The 25,405-nt window shown below is 29.8% G+C and carries 22 protein-coding genes, 2 tRNA genes and 1 other annotated feature; of the genes, 18 read left to right on the forward strand and 6 right to left on the reverse strand.

The features are described 5' to 3' along the window. Positions 1 to 162: 162 nt before the first annotated feature. From G594_RS18940 to gltX, 7 genes are all read left to right on the forward strand, one after another. Positions 163 to 1,455, forward strand: coding sequence for an O-antigen ligase family protein (locus G594_RS18940; RefSeq protein ID WP_051196011.1), 1,293 nt, complete (start codon positions 163 to 165; stop codon positions 1,453 to 1,455). Between the two features lie 292 nt (positions 1,456 to 1,747). Next, positions 1,748 to 3,097 carry a glucose-6-phosphate isomerase gene (locus tag G594_RS0112800; protein WP_027098952.1) on the forward strand — a complete coding sequence of 450 codons (1,350 nt, stop codon included), beginning with the start codon at positions 1,748 to 1,750 and terminating at the stop codon, positions 3,095 to 3,097. A gap of 1 nt (position 3,098) precedes the next feature. Further along, complete coding sequence (locus G594_RS0112805) at positions 3,099 to 3,545, forward strand: YaiI/YqxD family protein (protein WP_027098953.1); 447 nt, start codon at positions 3,099 to 3,101, stop codon at positions 3,543 to 3,545. A gap of 138 nt (positions 3,546 to 3,683) precedes the next feature. Next, positions 3,684 to 5,687 (forward strand): triple tyrosine motif-containing protein, encoded by a 2,004-nt coding sequence (locus G594_RS0112810; protein ID WP_027098954.1) that lies wholly within the window; start codon positions 3,684 to 3,686, stop codon positions 5,685 to 5,687. A 10-nt stretch (positions 5,688 to 5,697) separates the two neighbouring features. Further along, positions 5,698 to 6,387 (forward strand): lytic transglycosylase domain-containing protein, encoded by a 690-nt coding sequence (locus tag G594_RS0112815; RefSeq protein WP_027098955.1) that lies wholly within the window; start codon positions 5,698 to 5,700, stop codon positions 6,385 to 6,387. Between the two features lie 190 nt (positions 6,388 to 6,577). Next, positions 6,578 to 7,294 (forward strand): pseudouridine synthase, encoded by a 717-nt coding sequence (locus G594_RS0112820; protein ID WP_027098956.1) that lies wholly within the window; start codon positions 6,578 to 6,580, stop codon positions 7,292 to 7,294. Between the two features lie 437 nt (positions 7,295 to 7,731). Next, positions 7,732 to 7,929, forward strand: a binding site (T-box leader). A gap of 52 nt (positions 7,930 to 7,981) precedes the next feature. Beyond that, on the forward strand, positions 7,982 to 9,637 hold the full coding sequence (gene gltX / locus G594_RS0112825; RefSeq protein WP_027098957.1) for a glutamate--tRNA ligase: 1,656 nt from the start codon (positions 7,982 to 7,984) through the stop codon (positions 9,635 to 9,637). Between the two features lie 42 nt (positions 9,638 to 9,679). Here the strand turns inward: gltX and G594_RS0112830 are convergent, their stop codons facing one another. The 4 genes from G594_RS0112830 to G594_RS0112845 form a co-directional block, all read right to left on the reverse strand. After that, entirely contained in the window at positions 9,680 to 10,003 is a 324-nt protein-coding gene (locus G594_RS0112830) for a DUF1622 domain-containing protein (protein WP_027098958.1), read from the reverse strand. Between the two features lie 76 nt (positions 10,004 to 10,079). Then, on the reverse strand, positions 10,080 to 11,741 hold the full coding sequence (locus G594_RS0112835) for a glutamine--tRNA ligase/YqeY domain fusion protein (RefSeq protein WP_027098959.1): 1,662 nt from the start codon (positions 11,739 to 11,741) through the stop codon (positions 10,080 to 10,082). A 180-nt stretch (positions 11,742 to 11,921) separates the two neighbouring features. Then, positions 11,922 to 12,482 carry a hypothetical protein gene (locus tag G594_RS18945; RefSeq protein WP_242829726.1) on the reverse strand — a complete coding sequence of 187 codons (561 nt, stop codon included), beginning with the start codon at positions 12,480 to 12,482 and terminating at the stop codon, positions 11,922 to 11,924. A 68-nt stretch (positions 12,483 to 12,550) separates the two neighbouring features. After that, entirely contained in the window at positions 12,551 to 12,994 is a 444-nt protein-coding gene (locus G594_RS0112845) for a DUF3887 domain-containing protein (protein ID WP_027098960.1), read from the reverse strand. Between the two features lie 140 nt (positions 12,995 to 13,134). Between G594_RS0112845 and G594_RS0112850 the strand changes: the two genes are divergently transcribed. The 4 genes from G594_RS0112850 to G594_RS0112865 all read left to right on the forward strand — a co-directional run bounded on the left by G594_RS0112850 (position 13,135) and on the right by G594_RS0112865 (position 18,420). Next, complete coding sequence (locus G594_RS0112850) at positions 13,135 to 13,812, forward strand: DUF554 domain-containing protein (RefSeq protein WP_027098961.1); 678 nt, start codon at positions 13,135 to 13,137, stop codon at positions 13,810 to 13,812. A 75-nt stretch (positions 13,813 to 13,887) separates the two neighbouring features. Beyond that, a complete protein-coding gene (gene pcrA / locus G594_RS0112855; RefSeq protein WP_027098962.1) occupies positions 13,888 to 16,137 on the forward strand; it encodes a DNA helicase PcrA in 2,250 nt (749 codons plus the stop codon). Positions 16,138 to 16,157: 20 nt separating this feature from the next. Further along, positions 16,158 to 18,149 (forward strand): NAD-dependent DNA ligase LigA, encoded by a 1,992-nt coding sequence (gene ligA, locus G594_RS0112860; protein WP_027098963.1) that lies wholly within the window; start codon positions 16,158 to 16,160, stop codon positions 18,147 to 18,149. 1 nt (position 18,150) lies between these two features. Next, complete coding sequence (locus G594_RS0112865) at positions 18,151 to 18,420, forward strand: hypothetical protein (RefSeq protein ID WP_027098964.1); 270 nt, start codon at positions 18,151 to 18,153, stop codon at positions 18,418 to 18,420. Positions 18,421 to 18,564: 144 nt separating this feature from the next. On the opposite strand, the gene G594_RS0112870 is transcribed toward G594_RS0112865, so the two are convergent. Further along, complete coding sequence (locus tag G594_RS0112870) at positions 18,565 to 18,876, reverse strand: hypothetical protein (RefSeq protein WP_027098965.1); 312 nt, start codon at positions 18,874 to 18,876, stop codon at positions 18,565 to 18,567. Between the two features lie 142 nt (positions 18,877 to 19,018). Here G594_RS0112870 and G594_RS0112875 point away from each other — a divergent pair, with 142 nt between their 5' ends. Continuing rightward, positions 19,019 to 20,515, forward strand: coding sequence for an ABC transporter substrate-binding protein (locus G594_RS0112875; RefSeq protein ID WP_027098966.1), 1,497 nt, complete (start codon positions 19,019 to 19,021; stop codon positions 20,513 to 20,515). A gap of 9 nt (positions 20,516 to 20,524) precedes the next feature. On the opposite strand, the gene G594_RS0112880 is transcribed toward G594_RS0112875, so the two are convergent. Further along, positions 20,525 to 22,045: a hypothetical protein gene (locus G594_RS0112880; RefSeq protein WP_027098967.1), complete on the reverse strand. Its 1,521-nt coding sequence runs from the start codon at positions 22,043 to 22,045 to the stop codon at positions 20,525 to 20,527. A 91-nt stretch (positions 22,046 to 22,136) separates the two neighbouring features. On the opposite strand from G594_RS0112880, the gene G594_RS0112885 reads away from it, so the two are divergent. From G594_RS0112885 to G594_RS0112910, 6 genes are all read left to right on the forward strand, one after another. After that, on the forward strand, positions 22,137 to 23,114 hold the full coding sequence (locus tag G594_RS0112885; RefSeq protein WP_027098968.1) for an AIR synthase family protein: 978 nt from the start codon (positions 22,137 to 22,139) through the stop codon (positions 23,112 to 23,114). Positions 23,115 to 23,131: 17 nt separating this feature from the next. Further along, positions 23,132 to 23,881 carry a ribonuclease PH gene (gene rph, locus G594_RS0112890; RefSeq protein WP_027098969.1) on the forward strand — a complete coding sequence of 250 codons (750 nt, stop codon included), beginning with the start codon at positions 23,132 to 23,134 and terminating at the stop codon, positions 23,879 to 23,881. Position 23,882: 1 nt separating this feature from the next. Continuing rightward, positions 23,883 to 24,494 (forward strand): RdgB/HAM1 family non-canonical purine NTP pyrophosphatase, encoded by a 612-nt coding sequence (rdgB, locus tag G594_RS0112895; RefSeq protein ID WP_027098970.1) that lies wholly within the window; start codon positions 23,883 to 23,885, stop codon positions 24,492 to 24,494. Positions 24,495 to 24,507: 13 nt separating this feature from the next. After that, the gene (locus G594_RS0112900) at positions 24,508 to 24,990 is read left to right on the forward strand and encodes a metallophosphoesterase (RefSeq protein WP_027098971.1); all 483 of its coding nucleotides are present in this window, start codon (positions 24,508 to 24,510) and stop codon (positions 24,988 to 24,990) included. A 177-nt stretch (positions 24,991 to 25,167) separates the two neighbouring features. Beyond that, positions 25,168 to 25,243: transfer RNA gene (locus tag G594_RS0112905), tRNA-Pro, on the forward strand. Between the two features lie 82 nt (positions 25,244 to 25,325). Further along, positions 25,326 to 25,402: transfer RNA gene (locus G594_RS0112910), tRNA-Arg, on the forward strand. Positions 25,403 to 25,405 lie beyond the last annotated feature (3 nt).

Genomic DNA, 25,405 nt, shown 5'->3' on the forward strand with positions numbered 1-25,405 from the left:
AAATCTAGAGTTTAAGCACTTTATAAGGAACCGTATATAATTGAATTTGAATAAAATTTTAGATTTAGATAGTTATAGTAAATATGCTATAACTATCTTTTTTATATACCCTCAAATGATCGCTTTATGCTATAATTGTATTATTATGGAAGGCTGGTGGGTATGAAAGTAAAAGATAATTTACTAAGTAAAGATTTTGATGATGTTGATATATTAAATATGTTACTTTATTCTGTAGTTATATTTATGCCATTTATAGTAACAACTATAGCAAAACCATATTATGTGTCAGGTAAAGTAGTATATCTATATTTAATATTTTTTCTTATACTCTTTTTATTAGTAAAACTTAAAATGAAAATTAGGTTTAAAATAGAAGAATGTTTAATAATTTTATTTTTGGCGAGTTTGATAATAGCAACATTATTTAGCATTGAATTATCAGTTGCTATTATGGGAAATAAATATAGATATGAAGGACTTCTAGCATATATAATTTATATATTGTTATTTATGAGTTCTTTGTATTTTATAAAGTTTTATAAATACACAAGTCATATTTTTTGTATATCTGGAACAATTATGTCCATATATGCTGTTTTTCAATATTATGGTATTGATCCGTTAAGAATAAGAATGTTCGGTGGCGAAAAGTCTATAGATATGGTTGCGACCATTGGTAATAGAAATTTTCTATCTTCTTATTTACTTTTGTTTTTGATTTTATCAATAGGCATTTATATATTTAAGAATAAGAAAATTTTTTCTATATATTCATCAATAATTTTAGCAGGAGTATTAGTAACCTATACTAGAAGTGGGTGGCTATCATTAGTTGTATGTTGTATAATAGGATTGAGTTTTGTTTTTATAAATAAGGATAGAATTAAAAGAAGTTTAATTCTAGTAATGATGTTTTTTGTAGTATTTTCTGTTATGGAGGTAACAGGAAGAGGTGGGTTTGTTTTTAGGGCTAAAAGTATAGTTGAAGATGCAATAGATAAAAGTGAGAAATCAGGTTCAGGAAGACTTTTGATTTGGAAGATTACTAGCGATGCAATTAAAAAAAGTCCAATTATAGGTACTGGTCTTGATACATTACAATCAAGATTGTTAAGAGATAATTTTGATGGATATACTTATTATGTAAATACTAAAAAGGCAGGAATAGATAAAGCACATAACGAGTTCTTAGAGTATTGGGCATGCGGAGGAATATTAACATTAATTTCATATGTAGCACTTATAGGAGTTATTTTAACAAAATTATTTAAAAGGCGAGAAGATGACAGATGTAAGATATATTTCTTAATGATTTTAGGGTACGTAATACAAAGCTTCTTTAATATCAGTGTCATAGGAGTAGCACCATTATATTGGATTCTTCTAGGTGCAGCAGTTAAACATTATAGAGATTTAGATAAAGCAAAAACAGTACAAGCTATAGCTGAGTAATTTAAAGCGATGAAGAAATTCATCGCTTTTTCTATATTTTAAATACAAGAATAACAAACTATGATGAGAAATATGTATAAAGTATATATATTATTAATTTGTCTAAGTGTAGTAGTGATAAGGCTTCAAGAGAGATTGGAGATAATTATTAGTAATAAGTACTTCATTTTAAAATATAAATAATATGTAGCTTAAAAAGTGGGAATAATACATAAGTAATTTAAAAAATCATACTAATTATGATATAATAAATTAGGCAAGTTTCCATAATTAATATTTGGAGGTAACAATTATGAGAAGAGATTTAACATTAGATTTATCAAAAACAGCTCCATTTCTAAAAGAAAATGAATTAGATTATATGGAGGATTTAGTAAAAGCAGCTCATGAAAAAATACACAATAAAACAGGGGCAGGAAATGACTTTTTAGGTTGGGTGGACCTTCCTATAAATTATGATAAAGCTGAATTTGAAAGAATAAAGGCAGCAGCTAAAAAGATACAAAGTGATTCAGAAGTTTTAATAGTTATAGGTATTGGGGGATCATACCTAGGTGCAAGAGCAGCTATTGAAATGTTATCACATTCTTTCCACAGTGCATTAGATGCAAGCAAGAGAAAGACACCTCAAATATTCTTTGTAGGTAATAATATTAGCTCAACTTACATGGCTGATTTATTAGAAGTAATAGAAGGTAAGGATGTATCTGTAAATGTAATATCTAAGTCAGGTACTACAACTGAGCCAGCTATAGCATTTAGAATATTCAAAGCATATTTAGAAAAGAAATATGGAAAAGAAGAAGCTAAGAAGAGAATATTTGCTACAACTGATAAAGCAAAGGGAGCATTAAAGTCTTTAGCAGATGCAGAAGGATATGAAACTTTCGTAGTTCCTGATGATGTTGGGGGAAGATTCTCAGTATTAACAGCAGTTGGTTTACTTCCAATAGCAGTTGCAGGTATAAGTATAGATGAAATGATGCAAGGTGCAGCAGATGCTAGAGAAAAGTATTCTAATCCATCATTAAAAGAAAATGCATGTTATCAATATGCGGCAGCAAGAAATGCTTTATACAATAAGGGAAAAGCAATTGAAATATTAGTTAACTATGAACCATCATTACATTATTTTAATGAATGGTGGAAGCAATTATATGGAGAATCAGAAGGTAAAGATGGAAAGGGATTATTCCCAGCAGCAGTAGATTTTTCAACTGATCTTCACTCAATGGGTCAATATATTCAAGAAGGTAGAAGAAATTTAATTGAAACAGTACTAAATGTAGAAGAAGTTAGTAAAAAGATATTTATCGAAGAGACTCCAGATGATGGGGATGGATTAAACTTCTTAGCAGGAAAAGATATGGATTTTGTTAATAAAAAGGCATTCCAAGGAACATTATTAGCTCATAATGACGGTGGGGTTCCTAATATGATAGTTAATATTCCAGAATTATCAGCTTATTACTTTGGACAATTAGTTTACTTCTTTGAAAAAGCTTGTGGAATAAGTGGATACTTATTAGGTGTTAATCCATTTGATCAACCAGGTGTTGAAGCATATAAGAAGAATATGTTTGCTTTATTAGGCAAGCCAGGATATGAAGATATGAAGGCTGAGCTTGAAAAAAGATTATAATATGAGAATAATTATAGATGGGGATGCTTGTCCAAGCATCCCTATTATTGAAAGTATAGCAAAGGAAAATAATATAGAAGTTCTAATATATTGTGATATAAATCATTATATTAGAAGTGATTATTCTATAGTTAAAGTTGTAGATAGCGGTTTCCAAAGTGTGGATATGTATGTTGTAAATAATACAAAAGAGAATGATATTGTTGTTACTCAAGATTATGGTGTAGCGGCATTATGTTTGCCTAAAAAAGCTGAAGTAATTAATCCAAAAGGATACATTTATACGGATAAAAATATAGATAGATTATTAGAAGAACGACATATTTCTCAGAAAATAAGGCAGGCTGGTGGGAGAACACCTAATCCTAAAAAAAGAAGTAAAGAAGATGAAGAAAGATTAATAAAGAATTTGAAAAAGTTAATATTTAAACTAGAAATACCAAAGTAATTAAAATTATTTTGGTATTTCTTTTTCATATCTTAACTATTAAAAGAAAAAAATGTATAATAAAATTGAGAAATATGAGGCAATAACTTACAAAATATGGTAAAATAAATATGGCATTAAGATAGAGGGGTGAGGTTATTGGAGAATTTAGTTATTTTATTTGATAAAGATAGTCCTAGAAATAAAGAGGATGAAGTTCTTATAGAAGCAGTATTTGGTAAAGAACCATTGCAGTATAAATTTATTATAGGTAATGATGGAGTATGGAATACTATACAAGAGTTTTCTGAAAGTGATACATGTATATGGAATCCATCAGCTGAAGGAAAGTATATAGTTATGGTGCAAGGTAAAAAAGAGGGGTCTAGTAGACCTTTTGATTATCTTGCAAAGGAAGAGTTTGTTATTGGAGAAAAAGAAATTGAGAAATTAATTAAAGATGTAAATATGGATAAAACCCATTTAACTGTAGGAGAGAAAATTACTATAGATGTTCTTGGTAATGAACAAGGATTATTATATAGGTTTTGGATAAAGGGTAATCAAGATTGGGAGCTTATTAGAGATTATACAACAAGTAATAGGCTAGTGTTTACAGCTAATAAGGAAGGAAAGCAAGAAATTCTTATTGAATGTAAAGAGGTAAATTCAAGTGAAAATTTTGATGAGTTTACTACAATAAAATTTGATGTAGTATTACCTACTAAAATAGAAATCACTGATTTTAAATGCTTAACAGAAGAATTATTAATTAATCAGGAGTTAGTATTTAAAGTTAGTTCATCATTAGATGATAAGAGAAGTTTGTTATATAAATTTATAAAAATAAGTAAAGATGGAAAGGTAACTTGTATACAGGATTATTCTTCTAGGAGGTTAGTTTCATATCAAGAGAAGGAAGCAGGAGAATATAAGCTTTTATGCTTAGTTAGAGATATACTTTCAAATAAGGAATATGATGATAGAGCTATAATGTTATATTCTGTAAAAGCATATAATCCAATTAATATAAAAAGTTTTACTCCAGATACTAATTCACCACAAATGAATGGAAGTACAATTAATTTTAAAGCTGAAGTAGATGGTGGACGAGAAATAGTATATAGATATATTGTTGAGGGCGAGGTTGCAGAAGACTCAGGATATATAAGGAGAAATGAGTATACTTGGGAAACTCAAAAAGAAGGAGAGTATACAGTAACTTTATATGTAAAGGATATATCTTATGATGGAGATTATGAGGATAAAAAGGTAATAAATTATACTATTGATAAGAAGTCAGATAAACCTGTAAAAATAGTGGATATCATCACTGATAACAAGAAAACTGCATTAATAGGACAACCTATTAATATGAAGGTAAAGGCAGAGGGCGGAATAAGTTTAAAGTATTCCTTTGTAATATATAAAGATAATAAAGAAAAAGAACGTATAGGCTTTAGTGATTCTAACTGGATAAACTTTATCCCAGATGAAAAGGGAGAATATGAAGTTGAAATAAGAGTTAAGGATAAGTATTCAAACAAAGAATATGACAGTCATACATTTATATATGTTAGAGCAAAAGAATATTTACCAGGAGAAATAGATTATATACTACTTCCAAATAAAAGTAGTTATTTAGTTGGAGATTTAATTGATATAGAAGCTGTAGTTCAAAATACAAGAAGTGTTCTCATTAGATATGTTACAAAAATAAATGGTTATTTAGTGGAGGATACTGGATTTATACAAAATAAAAAAATACAATTAAAACCTAAGTGTTCAGGAAAGTATACATTTGAAGTTTATTCAAAAAACATAAAATGTGAAGAAGAGTTTGATAGTAAAAAAGAGGTAAGTATATATGTTTCTGAAGCAACACCAGTGACCAATACAAAAATTCTTTGTGATAGAGAAGAAATAGTGTGTAATGAGGAAGTAACATTTAAAGTTACTAGTGTTGGTGGAAAAGATGTATGTTATGAATTTTACATTATGGAAAAAGGTAATTGGATAAAAACTCAAAGCTATAGTAAAAAAGATTACTATACTTTTATTCCATTTTTAAGAGGGGAATATAGAGTGATGGTTTTAGCTAAAAGTTTTTATAAAAAAGTAAACTATGAGGATTACGGGGAGTTTTCTTTTACGGCTTCCTAAGGAGGAACAAATGAATATAAATGATATTTCTACAGAAAAGTTAGTTGGTATGACATTACTTCAAAATACATTAAAAAGTCAATTGGGTGATGGGATGGAGTTTGAGCTAGTATATCAAGCTTTATTAAACTCTATGGAAGGTCAAGAAGGAAATAAGGATGAGAGTTCTAATTTAATAAGTGTTGGAGTTGGTCAGGATTTAAATAACATACCAATAAGATATTCAAGTGGGATTAATTCAAGTACTTATTCAATAGGGGCTGTTAATAAAGTATCAACTATAAGTGATGATGAGACTATGCAAAGAATTTATAGCGCAGTAAATAAATATTCAGAAGAGTTTGGGGTAGATCCTAATTTGGTTTTAGCTGTAATTAAAGCAGAATCTAATTTTAATCCCAATGTAGTTTCTTCTGCTGGAGCGATGGGGCTTATGCAATTAATGCCTGTTAATTGTGAGGAAGATGGAGTTTCAGATCCCTTTAATGTTGAAGATAATATAAGGGGGGGCGTAAAACAGTTAAGAGGACATATCAACAGGTACAATGGAGATATAGAAATGGCTCTTATGGCATATAACGCTGGTCAAGGAACAGTGAAAAGAAGAGGTGTTACTTCAGCTGATGATTTATATAAGATGCCAAAGGAAACTCAAAACTATGTTCCTAAGGTTATGAAATATTATTTGAATGGACTTTAGAAAAGAAGTAGAATTATTGATGTAATAAAGTTATTTGAATTAAAAACTCCTAAGGGAGTTTTTTTCTTTAAATTTTTATGGTTTAATGGCTCAATAACTATCTTTTTTTTCTTTATTATTTATATTATCTTTATTATCCCATTTCCCTTGGGTATAATAATAAGGAATTCATTGTTTAGGAGTTGTTTTTGTGGAAAGATTAGATAAAATAATATCAAATTTAGGATATGGGAGTAGAAAAGAAATAAAAGCCTTAGTAAAGAAGGGGTTAGTTAAGGTAGATGGAGAAGTGGTAAAAGATAATGGGGTATTAATTGATCCGGAAAAATCAGTTATAAATATAAATGGAGAAGATTTATTCTATAGAGAGTATATATATTTAATGATGAATAAGCCAGATGGTGTAATATCTGCAACATACGATAATAGAGAAGAAACTGTTATAGATTTATTAGAGGTAGAACATCAAGTATTTAATCCATTTCCAGTAGGAAGATTAGATAAAGATACTGTAGGATTATTATTATTAACAAATGATGGGGAACTAAATCATAGATTAATTTCACCTAAGTGGCATGTTGATAAGGTTTATTATGCGAAAATTGATAAGGCAGTAGATGAAAAAGATGTTGAAGCATTTAAAAATGGAATAACTTTAGATGATGGGTATAAGTGTAAGGAAGGTAAGTTAGAAATAATTAATTCATCAAATGAAGGGGCAGAAGTGATGGTAACTATACAAGAAGGAAAGTATCATCAAGTAAAAAGAATGTTTGAAGCGTTAGGAAAAACTGTTGTGTATTTAAAAAGAACAGAGTTTGGAGGTTTGCCTTTAGACCAAGAATTGGAGGAAGGCGAATATCGTGAACTAACAGAAGATGAATTAGCTCTTTTAAAGAGTTATTAACGAATGATTAAAAAAAGTGCAAGAAAAACATTCATAATAAATCAAAAGTTAAATATTTTTCACAAAATCTCTTGCATTTTGATATCTAATAACATATAATATCAGTGCAAGGATAAATAAAAGGAATAAATAGCCCCCTTTTTATTTATTGCTTATTGCTAAAGCGCAACCTAGCCCCAAGGGTTGCGTTTTTTGTTTTAGAAAAATAATTATATGTAAAAGTTAACAAATTTTAAATTTATATTATTTAGCCTAATAAATTAAAAAAGTAATTTTTAGATAAGAAAATATAAGAGAAAAAATATAATTGTTCATAAATGAATTAAATCTTGCATAATAAAATTATGATGAATAATACAATTCGACAATAAACTTAAAGTTATTTACAATAATGTTTTGAGAAGTTATAATAATAAATAGTTTGTAAATAATATATATTAGAGACGTTGAAGAAGAAGAGTATATAGTGGAACTTTAAAGAGAGTTAAGTATATGGTGGAAGCTTAACAAGTAAAGCTATAGAAAGAAGCTTTGGAGTTGTTATGGGATTTTCCCCTTAAAGAGAATGAGTGGAATAGGCTATTGTTTATTCAATTTAGGTGGTACCACGGAAGTTAAGTTCTTTCGTCCTATATTTTAGGATGGAGGATTTTTTTATTTTATAAACAAAAAAGGAAAGGTGATAAAATGAGTTTAGAAAAATTAGCTGATATTCTGTTCCCAGAGATAGGTAAAACACCAGAATATTATTTAGAAAAGTACCCTAAAAGAAATTTAAAGGAGGGTGCAGTTGTAGGAAGATATGCACCAAGTCCAACAGGATTCCAACATATTGGAGGAGTATTTGCTGCTTTAATTAATGAAAGATTAGCTAAGCAAAGTGAAGGTATTTTCTTCTTAAGAATAGAAGATACAGATCAAAAGAGAGAAGTTGAGGGAGCAATAGAAGATACTATTGCAACAATGAAAAACTTTGGAATGAATTTTGATGAAGGAATGACAGGGGAGCATAGTGAAATAGGTAATTATGGTCCATATAGACAAAGTTTAAGAAAAGAAATATATTCAACATTTGCTAAAGACTTAGTAAAGAGAGGATTAGCATACCCATGTTTTTGTACTCCTGAGGAGTTAAATGCTGTAAGAGAAAAGCAAATGGCAGAAAAAATCACTCCAGGATATCATGGAGAGTTTGCAACATGCAGAAATTTATCCACAGAAGAAGCTATAAAGAGAATAGAAGCTGGGGATAAGTATATTGTTAGATTAAAATCCCCTGGAAATATAAATAACAGAGTAGAATTCCATGATTTAATAAAAGGAGATATATCTTTCCCAGAAAATGATCAAGATATAGTTATTGTTAAGTCTGACGGATTACCAACATATCATTTTGCTCATGCTATTGATGATGCCTTAATGAGAACAACTCATGTTATAAGAGGTGAAGAATGGTTATCATCATTACCAATACATGTACAATTATTTGATGTGTTAGGATTTGATAGACCAAATTATGCTCACATTCCAACAATAATGAAGAATGATAATGGTTCAAAGAGAAAGCTTTCAAAGAGAAAAGATGCTGAAGCAGCAGTTTCATATTATAGAGAAGTTGGATATCCAACTGAAGCTGTTGTTGAGTATTTATTAAATATTATTAACTCAACATATGAAGATTGGAGAGCTGAAAATCCAATTACTGACTATCACGAATTCCCAGTTGCTTTAGAAAAGATGAGTAAGAGTGGAGCTTTATTTGATATTGTAAAATTAAATGATGTAAGTAAAGAATTAATATGTAAAATGAAAGCTGATAAGGTATATGAAAGTTATATAGCTTGGGCTAAAGATTTTGATAAAGAGATGTATGATTTAGTTACATCAAATGAGTCTATGTCAAAAGAGATATTTAATATTGATAAGGATGGTCCTAAGCCAAGAAAAGACTTTGCTAAATGGGAAGATGTAAAAGAGAAAGTCTTCTATTTCTTTGATGAATTATTTAATAAGGAATCAGATGAAAATATAGAGTTACCAAAGACTCTTTCTTTAGAAGCTGCAAAGGAAATAATAAATGTATATGCAGATAAATTTACATTTAATATTGGAAGCCAAGAGGATTGGTTTGAAGAGTTAAAAGAGATAGGTACAGAATTAGGATATTGTACAAATAGAAAAGAATTTAAGGCTAATCCAGAGAACTACAAAGGAATGATTTCTGATGTAGCTGGTGCTGTTAGAGCTGCATTAACTCATAGAAGTAATACACCTGATTTATATACTATTATGCAAATAATGGGTGAAGAAAAGGTTAAATCAAGATTTAAAAACTTTATATAATAAAATTTATTAAAAAAATAGAGTACGTAAGTACTCTATTTTTTAATGAGCTGATTCTGCTTTCATTTCTGAATGAATTACAAATGCTAATAATGCTCTCAATAAAATAATTGCAGCAAGTATGTACATTTCGTCAAAAGAATTAATTATTACGGTTTTTAAAATCTCTGCACCCATTTTAAATTCTAAAGCTAAAGTTAGTGCTTTTGCAAACTCTACTTTTATAGGATAGCTTGTCTTAGAAATAAGTGATAATGCATATTTGTAAAAGGCTTTTATAGCACCTACAAATATAATTATTATTCCCATAAGTTCTAGTGTGTGAATACCTATAGGAACAATAGTGCCTATAGCATGTTCTAACATAAAATTTTCCCCCTTACCATCTAATCTTTTGTGTTTTAAAAGAGCATAGTAGTGTTTAACTATGCTCATATTTTAACTATTTGTTTAATTTAAAAGAGCTCTTTAATGATACTATTCTATTAAATACTAAATTATCAGTAGTAGAATCCTTTGAGTCTACATTAAAGTATCCATGTCTAAATAATTGATATTTTTCTTGGGCTTTAGCACCTTTAACTGATGGTTCTATAAATCCTTTTAAAATTGTTAAAGAGTTAGGATTTATTTGTTCTAAGAAGTGTTTGCCTTCGTTTTCTTCTACATCATCAAGTATAAGAGGTTCATACAACCTAAATTCAGCTGGAATAGCAGTTTTAGCATTTACCCAGTGAATAGTTCCTTTAACTTTTCTTCCTGTAAATCCGCTACCACTCTTAGTTTCGGGATCATAAGTACAGTGAATTTCAGTTACATTTCCTTCTTCGTCTTTAATTACATCAGTACATTTAACGAAATATGCCCCTTTAAGTCTAACTTCATTTCCAGGGAATAGTCTGAAATATTTCTTAACTGGAACTTCCATAAAATCTTCTCTTTCAATGTAAAGTTCTCTAGAGAATTCTACTTGTCTAGTACCTGCAGATTCATCATTAGGGTTATTTTCTATTTCAAGTATTTCAGATTGTCCTTCAGGGTAATTAGTTATTACTAATTTTAATGGGTTAAGAACAGCCATTGCTCTTGTAGCTGTTGGGTTTAAGTCTTCTCTAATAAAATATTCAAGCATTTGTTCATCAACTACTGAAGATGCTTTTGCAACCCCAATTGCTGAACAGAAATTTCTAATAGATGCAGGGGTATATCCCTTTCTTCTTAAACCAGCTATAGTAGGCATTCTTGGATCATCCCATCCATCAACAATGCCTTCATCAACAAGAAGTTTAAGCTTTCTTTTACTCATAACTGTATTTGTAAGATTTAATCTTGCAAACTCAATTTGTCTTGGAGTAGATTCCATTTCACATTCTTTAACGACCCAATCATAAAGCGGTCTATGATCTTCAAATTCTAATGTACAAATAGAGTGAGTTATTCCTTCTATTGCATCTTCTATAGGATGTGCAAAATCGTACATAGGATAGATACACCATTTATCACCTGTATTATGATGAACAGAGTGAGATATTCTATAGATTATTGGGTCTCTCATATTAATGTTAGGAGAAGACATATCTATTTTTGCTCTTAGAACTTTTTTTCCGTCTTCAAATTCACCATTTTTCATTCTTTCTAGAAGATCTAAGTTTTCTTCAACACTTCTATTTCTATAAGGACTCTCTTTTCCAGGAGCAGTTAAGCTTCCTCTATAGTCCTTCATTTCTTCTGGCGTTAAATCACATACGTAAGCTTTTCCTTTCTTTATAAGAAGTTGTGCTTTTTCGTACATAATATCGAAGTAATTAGAAGCAAAAAGTAGTTCATCCCAATCGAATCCTAACCACTTTACATCTTCTTTAATTGATTCAACATATTCAGTATCTTCTTTTATTGGATTAGTATCATCAAATCTAAGATTTGTTTTACCATTAAACTCATCTGCTAATTGGAAGTTTAAGCAGATTGATTTTGCGTGACCTATATGTAGGTAGCCATTTGGTTCTGGTGGAAAACGTGTAATTATTTCTTTGTGTTTTCCAGATTCTAAATCGTCTATTACTATGTTTCTAATAAAATTAGATGAGTTGATTTCGTTTGCCATAATATTTACCCTCTCCTAATGTATTTATCTTAATTATATTTATTTACTTTTACCTTTAATTTTAATCTAATATATAAAAAAAATAAAGTAACTATTGATTTTTAAAGAAAAAAATAGTACTGATATGTGCAAAATTAAGATAATTATATTATTATCACACATAAGTACTATTCATATTTGTCATATTAATGCAACTTGAGTTTCAATAGAGAAATCTAGTTCATTTATAAAACCTTCATAGATTAAGGTTTTGTTTGGTATATTCAATAAATCAGTAGGACTAGTTAATTCTGGTATCTTTGGACTATGCCATATATTACTTTGCTTCAGAAGAGTTGTTATAAATTGTGAACAGAAGTAGTGGTTGTCTCTATGTATTGGCTTGTCCATCAATACTCCAAAAAGTCCTATAAAGTTGTACCTATAATTTATATCAGAATCAAAAAATGATTTAATTTCTCTTTCTAAGTCAAGAAACTGTTTTTCTGTTATTTCTAGCTTGTAGATTAAGCAGCGTGCATTTGGAGACTTTTGAAAAACTCCTGTATAAATATTTTCAGTTGTTAAACCACCTGAAAAAGGATTATCTGGGTCTAATCTTCCAAAAGAATACATTGTTTTAAAAGATGAATCTAAACTTATTGAAACATGAGTATAATGTGTTTTTGTAACAAATCCGATTGAACGAGATAACCAAGTGCCTGTCCTAGAAAAAACTAAGTATATTGGCATTTTTCTCATAAGAGTATTCTCCTTTTGTCAATTTATAAGATAATTATATATTTAGACTATAGGAAAATCTATAACAATTAATTGGTAGAATTAGCTTTTTCAAGTTTGTCTGAAGAAAGGTACAATTCATATACCTTATGATTTTCATCCTCTTCTTTGAAAGCTACAGATACTCTAACCTCTTCTTCCTCATCAGAAAATTTTGTGTTATATATGGCAAAGTTATAACCATTTCTTTTTTCTCCATAATCAAATTCTAGTGATTCGAATACTCCAACTGTAGTGATTAAAAGTGCGCTTTCTTTTTGAAAGGTACCAGAATCATAAGATTCCTTCATATCGTCACTTAAGTGCTTTGAGAATGTATTATAATCATTATTGCTTAAAGCAGTTAAAACAGTTGATAATACTTCATCACTATATGAACTTATTTCACTATAATCTAGCTTTTTTACACAACCAATAAAAATAGAAGGAATAAAGAGTAGTAATAGGGATATAGAAAATAATTTCTTTTTCAATAGTTTCATCTCCTTGCGCTAATAAATAAACTATAATTTCATTTTAATATAACTAATAATATTTATGACAATAATTTATAAAAATAATTTTGTGGTAAAATATAGTATAAACATAAAAGGTTGTAGTATGGAGGGGCAGGATGTTAGGAACAGTAGTTAATTGTGGAACAATAATATTAGGTTGCATTGTAGGATTAGTAGTTAAGGGGAGATTAAAAGAAAAAGTTAGTACAACAATAATGAATGGACTAGCTTTGTGTGTTTTATACATAGGAATATCAGGAGCGCTAAAAGGAGAAAATACTCTTCAGATGATAATTTCTGTAGGGGTTGGGGCTCTTATAGGTGAGTTAATTGATATTGACAAAGGATTGAAAAGTGTAGGAGATTATTTAGAAAGTAAAATTAATAAAGGTAATGGAGAAAAATCAATATCTGAAGGTTTTGTAACAGCAAGCTTACTATTTTGTGTTGGTGCTATGGCTATAGTAGGATCTTTAGAAAGTGGTCTTCAAGGTAATCATACAACTTTATATGCTAAGTCAATATTAGATGGAATATCTTCAATAATATTTACATCAACTCTAGGAATAGGGGTTATGTTTTCTGCTGTAGCTGTTTTAATATATCAAGGTGGAATTACACTTTGTGCAGGAATTCTTGGGGGGATATTAAGCTCAGTAGTTATAGGAAATATGTCCGCAGTAGGTAGTTTGTTAATAGTAGGTCTTGGGCTAAATATGTTAGGAGTTACAAAGATTAAGGTGGCAAATTTGTTACCAGCTATATTTATTCCAATAATATTCGGAATCTTTTAAGAAAATGGGGAAAGATATAAATAAGAACATATGTTGTGTTATAATGGTTGAGAATTAGGAAGGAGGAATTTAATTATGGATTTAAAGTCGTTATTAAATAAGGAACAATATGAGGGTGCTATTACTGTAGAGGGACAGGTCTTAATACTAGCTGGAGCAGGTTCAGGTAAGACAAGAGTTCTTACATATAGAATGGCACATATGATTGAAGATTTAGGTATACCACCTTATAAGATCTTAGCGATAACCTTCACTAATAAGGCAGCCAAGGAAATGAAGGATAGAATTAAGAAAATTGTTGGAGACAAGGCAGAGGATATGTGGATATCTACATTCCATTCAACTTGTGTAAGGATTTTGAGAAGAGAAATTCAACATCTAGGATATAAAAGCAATTTTACTATATATGATACATCAGACCAAAAGACTCTTATTACAGAGTGCATGAAGGCTTTAAATATAAATGATAAGGATATTACTCAAAGAGAAATTATAGGTAAGATAGGTAGAGCTAAAGATAAAATGCAAAGTGCAGATAACTTTAAAAGAGAGAATGAATCTAACTTTAGAGAAAATAAAATAGCAGATGTTTACTTAATGTATCAAAAGAGATTAAAAGAAAATAATGCTATGGATTTTGATGATTTAATATTTAAAACAGTAGAATTATTTAAGAAAAATTCAGATGTTTTAGAGTTTTATCAAAGAAAGTTCCAATATATCATGGTTGATGAGTACCAAGATACAAATGGAGCACAATATGAGTTTATAAAACTTCTGGCAGCTAAGTATAAGAATCTTTGTGTAGTAGGAGATGACGATCAAAGTATATATGGATGGAGAGGTGCTGATATATCGAATATTTTAAACTTCGAAAAAGACTATCCATCAGCAAAAGTTATTAAACTTGAACAAAACTATAGATCAAAAGGAAATATCTTAAGTGCAGCTAATGTAGTTATTGCGAATAATAATTATAGAAAAGATAAGGCGTTAAGAACTGAACAAGAAGCAGGAAGTAAAATAAAGATATATAGATCTTTTGATGATAGAGCAGAGGGAGATTTTGTATCTAAGACTATTGCAGATATCAAACATAAAGAAGGAAGAAAAAATGAAGATTTTGCAATTTTATATAGAACCAATGCACAATCTCGTATATTTGAAGAAACCTTAAGAAGAAGAGGAATTTCTTATAAGATAGTTGGTGGCACTAGATTCTATGATAGAAAAGAAATTAAGGACCTTCTATCTTACTTAAAGGTATTAGTGAATCCACAGGATGATATTAGTTTAAGAAGAATTATTAATGTTCCAAAGAGAAGTATAGGAGATGCTACTGTAGGGAAAGTACAAGACTTTGCTGATGACTTTGAATTGGATTTATGGGATGCTTTAACTCAAGCTAGAAGTATTCCTTCATTAACAGCAAGAAATGCCGCTTGTATAGAGAAGTTTACAACATTAATGGATAATTTCATGGAATTAAAAGATACAGTTCCTGTGTCTGTACTTATAGAAAGCATACTTAAAGATACAGGTTATTTAGATGAATTATCTAAATCAAATGAAATAGAAGATAAGAGTAGAATAGAGAACTTAAAGGAATTAGTATCAGATGCTGTTGATTTTGAAAAAAGTAGTGAAGACAAATCTTTGGAAGCTTACTTGGAAAAGGTATCACTAGTCCAAGATACAGATAAGTTGGAGGAAGAAGATGAAGGAGAAGGTTCCGTAGTGTTAATGACTGTCCATAGTGCAAAAGGATTAGAATTCCCAGTTGTATTTATGGTTGGTATGGAAAATGGAATATTCCCTAGTGAGGCTGACTTTAATGAAGAAGACAAGATGGAGGAATCTAGAAGGCTTTGCTATGTTGCTATAACTAGAGCTAAAGAAATGCTATATATGACTTCTGCAGAAGTTAGAAAGCAATTTGGTAGAACAGTTGCATATAGTCAATCAGACTTTATAGGAGAAATAAAATCTGATTTAAAGGAATATATTAATGAAAGGGGTTTAGCTGGTACATCAACCTTTGCAAAGCCTATGAATACAGGAGTTAACAACCCTCATAGCCTAAGAAGTAATATGTATTCTTCTAATAGAAATATATCTGGGGCAAGTAATACTTCTGATGGAAGTGCCACACTTATTACATCTGATGAAATTACTATGGGAAGAAAAGTTAAGCATGATAAATTTGGTGTTGGAACAATAGTTTCAATAACTCAATCTGGCAATGATAAGAAGTTAACTATAGCTTTTGATAAGCAAGGTGTTAAAATGCTTATGCTATCTATGGCCAATTTAGAGGTATTATAATATTTAGGAGGAATCCATTAATGGATAAGAATAAAAGAATTGAAGAGTTAGTAAATGAGTTAAATAGGTATTCATATGAATATTATACATTAGATGCACCTTCAGTTTCTGATAAGGATTATGACAAAAAATATGATGAGTTAAGGATGTTGGAAGAGGAGACTGGATATATTCTTCCATATTCTCCTACATTAAGGGTTGGAGATACTGTTCTTGAAGGATTTAGCAAGTATACTCATAAAGGCAGATTGTGGAGTATGGATAAAGCTCAAAGTGTAGAGGAACTTAAGGAATGGCATAATAGAAATAAAAAATTCATAGAAGCTATGAGATCTCAAGGTGAAGATTTACCAGATTTAAAATATGTATTAACTAAAAAGTTTGATGGATTAACTATTAATTTAACATATGATGAAGATGGTGTACTTGTTACAGCTGCTACTAGAGGAACTGGAGAAATGGGGGAAGAAGTAACAGCACAAGTAAAAACTATAAAGTCTATTCCGTTAAAGATAGATTCTAAGGATATATTTGAGGTTCATGGTGAAGCCATAATGACTACTGAAGCTTTTGAAGAATATAATAAGAAAGCAGAAGTACCACTTAAGAACTTAAGAAATGGTGCAGCTGGTGCTTTAAGAAACCTAAATGTTAAGGAAACTGCTAGTAGAAATCTATCAGCATTTTTCTATGATGTTGGATATAAAGAAGGAAAAGGCTTTAAAACATATTTAGACATGATGGAATTTATTAAAGAAAAAGGTCTTCCAGTTGATGATTATTTAGAAGTGTGTACATCTATGGATGAAATAGAAAAACAAATAGAATATATAAAAAATATTAGATTTGATTTGAATTATGACATAGATGGATTAGTAATAGCCATAGATGATATTAGAACTAGAGAGTTATTAGGATATACAATTAAGTTCCCTAAGTGGGCCATAGCATATAAGTTTGAAGCTCAAGAGGCAACAACTAAACTTTTAGATGTTGAGTGGAATGTAGGTAGAAGTGGTAGAGTTGGTCCTACAGCATTGCTTGAGCCAGTTGAATTGGCTGGTGTAACGGTAAAGAGAGCTACACTTAATAATATGGACGATATAAAAAGAAAAGGTGTTAGAATTGGAGCAGAGGTATTTGTGAGGCGTTCTAATGATGTAATACCTGAGATAATGGGAGTAGTTCAAGAAAGCGTAGATAATTCTAAAGAAATTACTCCGCCAGAAGTATGCCCTGCATGTGGAAGCCATTTAGTGTTAGATGGAGCACATTATTTCTGTGAAAACACATTGTCTTGTAAACCACAGATGGTAAAAAGTATTGTTCACTACGCTTCAAGAGAAGCTATGAATATAGAGGGATTCTCTGAAAAGACAGCAGAACAATTATTTGAAAAGCTAAATATTAAATCTATCTCTGATTTATATAAACTTAAAAAAGAGGAATTAGTAACACTAGAGAAGTTCGGAGAGAAGAAGGCTCAGAAGTTACTTGATGCAGTAGAGAAAAGTAAAAATTGTGAACTATATGCATTTATATATGCTCTTGGAATACCGAATGTAGGAGTTAAGACAGCAAAGGATTTAGTTGCTAAGTTTAAATCTTTAGATGGAATAAAGAATGCTAGTTTTGAAGAATTGGTAGCCATACAGGACGTAGGAGATATTGTAGCAAAATGTGTATTAGAATTCTTTAGAGAAGAGAAGGTAATACAAACTATAGATGAACTTCTTGAACTTGGTGTAAGACCAAAGTATGAGGAAAAAGAAATTGTAGAGAGTCCATTTGTAGGAAAGACAGTAGTTGTTACAGGAACATTAAAGAATTATACAAGAGGAAGTATTAAAGAAAAGTTAGAGTCATTAGGTGCAAAGGTGTCTGGAAGTGTTAGTAAGAAAACTAATTATGTTTTAGCAGGTGAAGAAGCAGGTTCTAAACTTACAAAAGCTATTGACCTAGGAGTAAAAGTAATTTCAGAGGATGAATTTGAAGAGATTATAGGTAAGTAAAATGAAAAGAATAATTAATTTATTAAGTTTAATATCAGCTATAGTAACTTGTGGATTAATAATATGTACACTTATGACATCTTATCAGTTTTTTTATGTAGGGCAAGTATTTAATTCTTATATGCCAATACAAGTTGGATCGGCAGTAACTATGGCGTTGCTTGCATTAAGATTTTTGTTAAATGAGAATGGTAGCAAGAGGATAACATATTCAGCTATAAGTATTTTAATTAGTTTAATTCTTATATTTTCAATTTCATTAGTAAAGTAGGGAGAAGCTGCTGGAAGGTAGCTTCTTATATTTTTATAAACATATAAAGCTAAAAATATATAAATATATAAATTTTAAAATATATAAATATGCTAATAAAAAATAAAAAATCATACATGCATGTAGCGTGTATGATTTTTCTATTTAAAGTCCACTTGTTTTATCTTTTCTATCGAAGTCCTTAATGTTATCAATATTAGATGAATCCTCATTTTCTTCTCCAAAGAAATCCATAAAGTCAGAAGTTATTAAGTCTGCTTTATCATCCTTTATATAATTACTTTGGTTTTGAGATAAAAAGTCTAGCTTTTGATAAATTTTTTCTAATATATAATTCTTGTATTTTAATTGACGATAAGCTTTTAAGGCTGTAATAAATAACCATATACCAATAAACATAAATGTTGCCATAAAGATTATCGCAACTACACAACTTGCGCCAAATAATATAGACATAGCATAACCTCCTGAATAAATATATTATCATTATAGCACATAAAATAAATATTTATTATTAAAGTTAAGATTAAAAAAGTGATTATTAGGTATTATTCATGGATATAATCATAGATACTTAAAGAGTTAAGGAGAGAGGTATATGAAGAAAATTATTGCCCCTTTAATTATAGGGATTTTTATAGTGATATTTGTTTTAGGGTTTGTAGAAGTAGATAATACAGATACCTCTGTTAGCTCAGATACTATAGTCTATAGTGTTACTAGTATAGCTAACAATTTAGAAAAAGTTACTGGATTATCAAAGCGAGAAGAGGATATTATTTGCGCAACTAGTAAGGGGTTAATAAAAAAGAACTCAAAGGGAGAGATTGTTTCTGAATTAGCAAAAGAGATAAATGTAAAAGATGATGGAATAGAATATGAATTTATCTTAAATGATAATATATATTGGAGTAATGGGGATAAAATCACCCCTGATGATATAAAGGGATTTTTTAAAGAGTTAATAAAATCCGAAGATGAAGAAAATATAAAAGCGTTATTAGACGTTTATGGTGCAAAAGCATTTAGGGATGGAGAAGGATCCTTTGATAAAGGAGTTGCAATAACAACAGGAGATAATTCAATTAAAATAAGGTTAAATAAAAAGAATGATGAATTCTTAGATGATCTTACCAAGCCTCAATATAGAATAAGAAAATTATTGCCTGTTTGGGGCAATATAAAGGATACATATAATGAATTACTTTATAGTGGAGACTATATGATTACGGCTTTTGATGATAATAAAGTTACTTTATCAAAAAATAAGTGGGGGGAAGGTCCAAGTACTATAGATTTAGTTAAAGATGATAATGAGGAATTGGCTATGGCATCCTTTGAGATAGGAAAGAGAGATGTAGTTATCAATCCACCCAATAGTCAGTTAGAGAAGTTAAAGAGTGAAAATAAGCTATTAACATTTTCATCTGATGAATCATACTATTTATCTATAAATAGCGATGATAATGGATTACCTTTGTCTTCTAGAAGAGAAATATATAAACATATTTATAAAGCAACGGATGAATTTATGGATAATAATCCGGAAAGAGTAGAGTCGGCTGAGGGTAGTTATTTTAGAGAGGATAAAGAGGATTTGACTAAGCTTCAAACAAGGAAAGTAACCATTAATCAAGATGGAACTTTAGAAAAAATGGACTCTTTAACTTTATTAGCAAAAGATTCTGATGAGAGTAGAGATTTATGTAAGTTCTTAGTAAGTTGGTTTAAAGATAATCTTTCTATTAACCTAAAATATTCTCTTGTTAAAGCAGAGGATTTAGATGATTTAGATTTATTAAAAAGATATGATATGGTTCTTATAGATATTGAATCTAATTCAAATGAAAAAAAGGAATTCTATACAGAGTTGTCTACTTTTTTAAACGATAGTGAAAAGTTGATTTTAGAAAAGGAGATAAATGATGGTTCTAAAGACTTTAAACATATAGAAGAGAAGTTGTTTAATGATTGTACTATAATTCCTGTAATGTTTTCTAATGAGAACATTGCTATATCAAGTAAGGTGAGCAACATTAGTATGGATGGGAATGGAAATGTTGAATTTTCTAGTATTTCTAATAAGCAGAAATAAGAGCTGGAATTAATCCAGCTCTTTTGTTTCATTAGGTGCTTCTTCTATGATATCGTCCTTGTCTGAGTCTAATATATCTTCAGTAACTGTTATTGGTTCTTCTTCTCTTATAGAAGGAAGGTTAATATCGTCCTTAAAATTCATTGCATTTACTACATCATCATTTAAATAATGTATCAAAACAAAGAAAATTAGCATATTTTTACTACTATCAAATGTATCTTTAGAGCGGCTAAATGAGTTCTTCTTTTTAGAATAAGTAATAGATTTAGTAAAAATAGGTGCCATACCGGAACTTTCTGGAGTAGGTAAATTAGGCATTCTAAAGAAACTTTCATCTAGCATATCGGCAGATTTTAATGATAATCCACGGTAACGTTCTGTTTCGTCTAAAGTAGGTGCTTCTGGCCAACTTAATATTAGATTAGAATTTATAAAATATTTTCTATATAAATTAGATACCATATTTTTATGTTCTAATTGATTATCTGAGCTCCTTGAGTGTAAAAGTATAGCCAAAAAGTAGAAGCATATTTCAAAAGAAGAATATTTTACTTCTTTTTTGTCTGTCAATTTTAAAAAGATACCCTTCTCACTATCATAAAGCCCCTCTAACTTATAAAGAATTTCTTCGGATTTTTCATTAAAGGAAATAATGTTAGTATGCTTATAGGAGTCATTTAAAGCAATAGCAAAAAGTGAACAACTATCTAATGCTGAAACATAGTAATCTTTCTCGTCAAATTTATTTGTTAGAAAATCGGATAAATCTATTATAAGATTTTTACATTTTTCTTCATTTGAGAATTCATAGAATACATTAAATGCTAATAGGATTTTACATCCTTCCTCAAAAGAAAGGTTATATAATGCGTCCTTAAAATCGTAAAACATTTCTAATATTTGAAGAGAAAAGTTTTTATAGTCATCACTTATAGGATCATCAGGATTATAAAGAGAATAAAGATAATATGCATTCATCATAAAAGCTTGATCCGAAAAGTTGAATTTCTTATCTTTATCTATTAAGTTATATCCCTTTGAATTCCCTTCTGATAAATTTTTTTTCTCTACAAAAACTCCTTCAGAGTTTCTTAAGTTTTCATAATAAAAGCTAAGCTGTTCCTTCGCTAGGTGCTTGTAAGCATTCTCAAGTGAATCAGATCTGCGTGCACCTTTATTATAATTGCTATAATAGTTACTTAATTCTAATATATTTAAGGTCATTAGTGCATTTGTAGCAGGAATTATATCTTTCTTAAATGTATCCTCATCAAATCCATGAGATGTTTTGTTATGAATAAATACTGGAGATGATTTCCTGTACAGGCATATTAGTGGAGAAAAATTGTTTAATATGCTAATATCATTATTAGAAGATTTTTTTGATGACCTAAATGAGGTGGTTATCCCACACTTAGAGTTAAGCACTATAGTTTTTATAGCTTCTTTTGAAAGATGAAAAAGTTGACCACTTATATCATTTTGAGAAAGACTATTCATTCTGAAAAATGGTCCTATATATCTCAATTTATTCACCTCATATTTATTATTCTTATTAATTAATATGAGAGAATTTATGAAATAGTGCATAAAATCCAAATTAAAGGAGATTTTTTTGATGAAAGAAGGAAAATTAAATTTTGATGATTTAAGAAATATAATTTTAGATAGTAGAAAAATTAAGAGGGACGAAGTTACTATAAGAAATGACGTTGGAGAAGATTGCTCTGTTATAAATTTTGGTGATTATGAAGGGATATTTTCAACAGACCCAATTACAGGGGCATCAGAAAATGTAGGAAAACTAGCAGTGCATATTAATTGTAATGACATTGCATCTGCTGGAGGAGAGCCTGTAGCTTTGTTAGTTACAATTATGGCCCCAACTTCATCATCATTAGAGGACATAAAGAATATAATGAATGAGATAAGCGAGGAGGCAGGAAAGTTAAATGTGGAAGTAATAGGTGGTCATACAGAAGTAACTTCTGCTGTAAATAAGTTAATTGTGTCTATAACTGTTATTGGAAAAAGTTTGAAGGGAGCTTCTATTAGCACAGCAGGGGCCAATGAGGGAGATGACATAATTATTACTAAATATATTGCATTAGAAGGAAGCTCTATTTTAGCAAATGATTATGAAAATAGGTTAAAGCATGTTTTAACAGATAAAGAATTAGATGAAGCTAGGAGTCTGATTGATTATATAAGTGTTTTAAAGGAAGGGAAAATTGCCTCTAAGTATAATGTAAGTTCAATGCACGATATAACAGAAGGTGGGCTTCTAGGAGCGCTTTTTGAATTGGCTATGGCTTCTAATAAAGGCTTTATTATATATGAAGATAAAATACCTATGCTAGATGTTACGAAGAAAATAGTTGGTGAATTCAAAATAAATCCATTAAGGTTAATTTCTTCTGGAAGTATGTTAATAACTTCTTCTGAAGGGAATACAGTTGTAGATGCCTTACAAAGGGAAGGGATAAAAGCAACTATTATTGGAAAAGTAACAAAAAATAAAGGGATTTTAGTATCAAATGGAGTAGAATTAGAGGTAGAAGAACCTAAAAGAGATGAGTTGTTTAATATAAAATAAAACTAGAAGGTGAAAGAATGAGAATAGATAATAGAAAAAAAGATCAACTTAGAAGAGTAAAGGTAACAAGAAATTATACAAAATATGCAGAGGGATCTGTTTATATAGAAGTTGGAGATACAAAGGTTTTATGTAATGTATCAATAGAAGATAAGGTGCCACCTTTCCTAAAAGGTTCAGGAGAAGGATGGATTACAGCTGAATATAATATGCTTCCAAGAGCAACTGGTACAAGAAAAATAAGAGATATAGCTAGACTAAAGGTTGATGGACGTACAATGGAAATTCAAAGACTTATAGGTAGAGCTTTAAGATCAGTTGTAGATTTAAAAGCTTTAGGTGAAAAAACATTATGGGTAGATTGTGATGTAATACAGGCTGATGGAGGAACAAGAACAACATCAATATCAGGAGCTTTTATAGCTATGGTAGATGCAGTTAATAAACTTCATAGAGAAAAACCATTCAAAGTATATCCAATAAGAAGTTTTGTGGCAGCAACAAGTGTAGGAATAGTAGATGGGGAGATGCTACTAGATTTATGTTATGAAGAGGATTCTAATGCTAAAGTTGACATGAATGTAATTATGACAGATGAAGGTGCTTTTGTAGAGGTTCAAGGAACTGGAGAGGATAGTCCTTTTACTAGAGCTGAATTAAATGAATTATTAGATTTAGGGGAGAAAGGAATAAAACAAATGATTCATGTTCAAAAAGAAGCATTAAAGATGGATGCACTATGGATAGGTACTGGAGGAAAAAATTAGAATGAAGAAGTTAATAATAGCAAGCAACAATAAACATAAGATAGAAGAAATTAAATCTATGTTATGCGGAATGCCTTTTCAAATAAGGTCGTTAAAAGAAGAAAATATTGATATAGATGTTATAGAAGATGGAACAACTTTTGAGGAAAATTCTAAGAAAAAAGCTAGTGAAATAGTGGAATTTTTAAAAAACAAAGGTGAGAAAAGTTTTATTGTGCTGTCAGATGATTCTGGATTAGAAGTAGATTACCTTAATGGTGAGCCTGGTATATATTCTGCTAGATATTCAGGAGAACATGGCAATGATAGAGAAAATAATATTAAGCTATTAAAAAAAATGCGTAATGTTCCTTTTGAAAAGAGGGGGGCTTGTTTTGTTTGCCATATATCTTTAATTGATGATAATGGTGAGTATATAGGAATAAGGGGGGAAGCAAGAGGAAAAATTCTTGAGGAATTACCAGATGAAGATGGCTTTGGATATGATCCTATATTCTATTATGAACCTTTAGGTAAAACATTTGCGGAATTAGCAGGAAAAGAGAAGAATGAAATTAGTCATAGAGGGGTAGCATTAAAAGAACTAAAAGATAAAATAGCAAAGTTTATATAAGGTGGGAAATGAATTGTTAATAGCAGTGATAAGTGATACGCATAGAGTTGCAAAATATATTAATATAGCAAAAGAGTATATAAAATCTGCGGATGTATTAATACATCTAGGTGATAATTCAGAAGATATTGAGGAATTAACTAAGGGATTTAAGGGAAAAGTATATGGTGTAAGAGGAAATTGTGATTTTACTAATAATTATCCTAAGGAAAGTATAATTGTTTTAGAGGGCAAAAAGATATTTATTACTCATGGAGATTTATACGGGGTTAAGTATAGTCTAACTAATTTATATTATAGAGCTAAAGAGGTTGAAGCTGATATAGTCCTATTTGGGCATACGCATGAACAAATAATATTGAATGAGGATGGAATTATATTTATGAATCCAGGAAGTATATCTCTCCCTAAATTAAGAGGTAGACATATAGGGTATATTGATATGAACAATGGAAAGATAAAGGATGTTAGACTTAAAGAAGTAAAATGTTTGTAGTATTATGTAGAAAAGTAAGACTGTAAAAGGTGCTAAAATTTTAAATTATCTTTATTTAGGTCGATTTTTCTTTATTATTCAATAATATATATTTTTCTTTTAAAAAAGGTATTGACGGATTAATGGTCATACTGTAGAATAATCATTGTCGTCGCGAGAGAGCGATGCCGGTGATACCGGGGTGTGGCGCAGATGGGAGCGCGCGTGGTTTGGGACCATGAGGTCGCAGGTTCGATCCCTGTCACCCCGACCACTTTCCAAAACAAGATTAAAAAAAACTTGACAAATGCGGAGAGATATCATAAAATAATATTCGTTCTCGAAAGAGAAAATAAGCGTCTTTAGCTCAGCTGGATAGAGCAACGCCCTTCTAAGGCGTGGGCCAGGAGTTCGAATCTCTTAAGACGCACCATAT

Source organism: Clostridium paraputrificum AGR2156, assembly GCF_000424025.1.
Lineage (GTDB): Bacteria > Bacillota > Clostridia > Clostridiales > Clostridiaceae > Clostridium > Clostridium paraputrificum.

Excerpts from the sequence above, each read along its gene's own strand:
- G594_RS18945 (WP_242829726.1), bottom strand. The coding sequence starts at position 12,482 with ATGAGAAAAATGCCAATATACTTAGTTTTTTCTAGGACAGGCACTTGG.
- G594_RS0112805 (WP_027098953.1), top strand. The coding sequence starts at position 3,099 with ATGAGAATAATTATAGATGGGGATGCTTGTCCAAGCATCCCTATTATT.
- G594_RS18940 (WP_051196011.1), top strand. The coding sequence starts at position 163 with ATGAAAGTAAAAGATAATTTACTAAGTAAAGATTTTGATGATGTTGAT.
- G594_RS0112835 (WP_027098959.1), bottom strand. The coding sequence starts at position 11,741 with ATGGCAAACGAAATCAACTCATCTAATTTTATTAGAAACATAGTAATA.
- G594_RS0112800 (WP_027098952.1), top strand. The coding sequence starts at position 1,748 with ATGAGAAGAGATTTAACATTAGATTTATCAAAAACAGCTCCATTTCTA.
- G594_RS0112830 (WP_027098958.1), bottom strand. The coding sequence starts at position 10,003 with ATGTTAGAACATGCTATAGGCACTATTGTTCCTATAGGTATTCACACA.
- rdgB (WP_027098970.1), top strand. The coding sequence starts at position 23,883 with ATGAAGAAGTTAATAATAGCAAGCAACAATAAACATAAGATAGAAGAA.
- ligA (WP_027098963.1), top strand. The coding sequence starts at position 16,158 with ATGGATAAGAATAAAAGAATTGAAGAGTTAGTAAATGAGTTAAATAGG.
- G594_RS0112865 (WP_027098964.1), top strand. The coding sequence starts at position 18,151 with ATGAAAAGAATAATTAATTTATTAAGTTTAATATCAGCTATAGTAACT.
- G594_RS0112885 (WP_027098968.1), top strand. The coding sequence starts at position 22,137 with ATGAAAGAAGGAAAATTAAATTTTGATGATTTAAGAAATATAATTTTA.
- G594_RS0112875 (WP_027098966.1), top strand. The coding sequence starts at position 19,019 with ATGAAGAAAATTATTGCCCCTTTAATTATAGGGATTTTTATAGTGATA.
- G594_RS0112815 (WP_027098955.1), top strand. The coding sequence starts at position 5,698 with ATGAATATAAATGATATTTCTACAGAAAAGTTAGTTGGTATGACATTA.
- rph (WP_027098969.1), top strand. The coding sequence starts at position 23,132 with ATGAGAATAGATAATAGAAAAAAAGATCAACTTAGAAGAGTAAAGGTA.
- G594_RS0112850 (WP_027098961.1), top strand. The coding sequence starts at position 13,135 with ATGTTAGGAACAGTAGTTAATTGTGGAACAATAATATTAGGTTGCATT.
- gltX (WP_027098957.1), top strand. The coding sequence starts at position 7,982 with ATGAGTTTAGAAAAATTAGCTGATATTCTGTTCCCAGAGATAGGTAAA.
- G594_RS0112870 (WP_027098965.1), bottom strand. The coding sequence starts at position 18,876 with ATGTCTATATTATTTGGCGCAAGTTGTGTAGTTGCGATAATCTTTATG.
- pcrA (WP_027098962.1), top strand. The coding sequence starts at position 13,888 with ATGGATTTAAAGTCGTTATTAAATAAGGAACAATATGAGGGTGCTATT.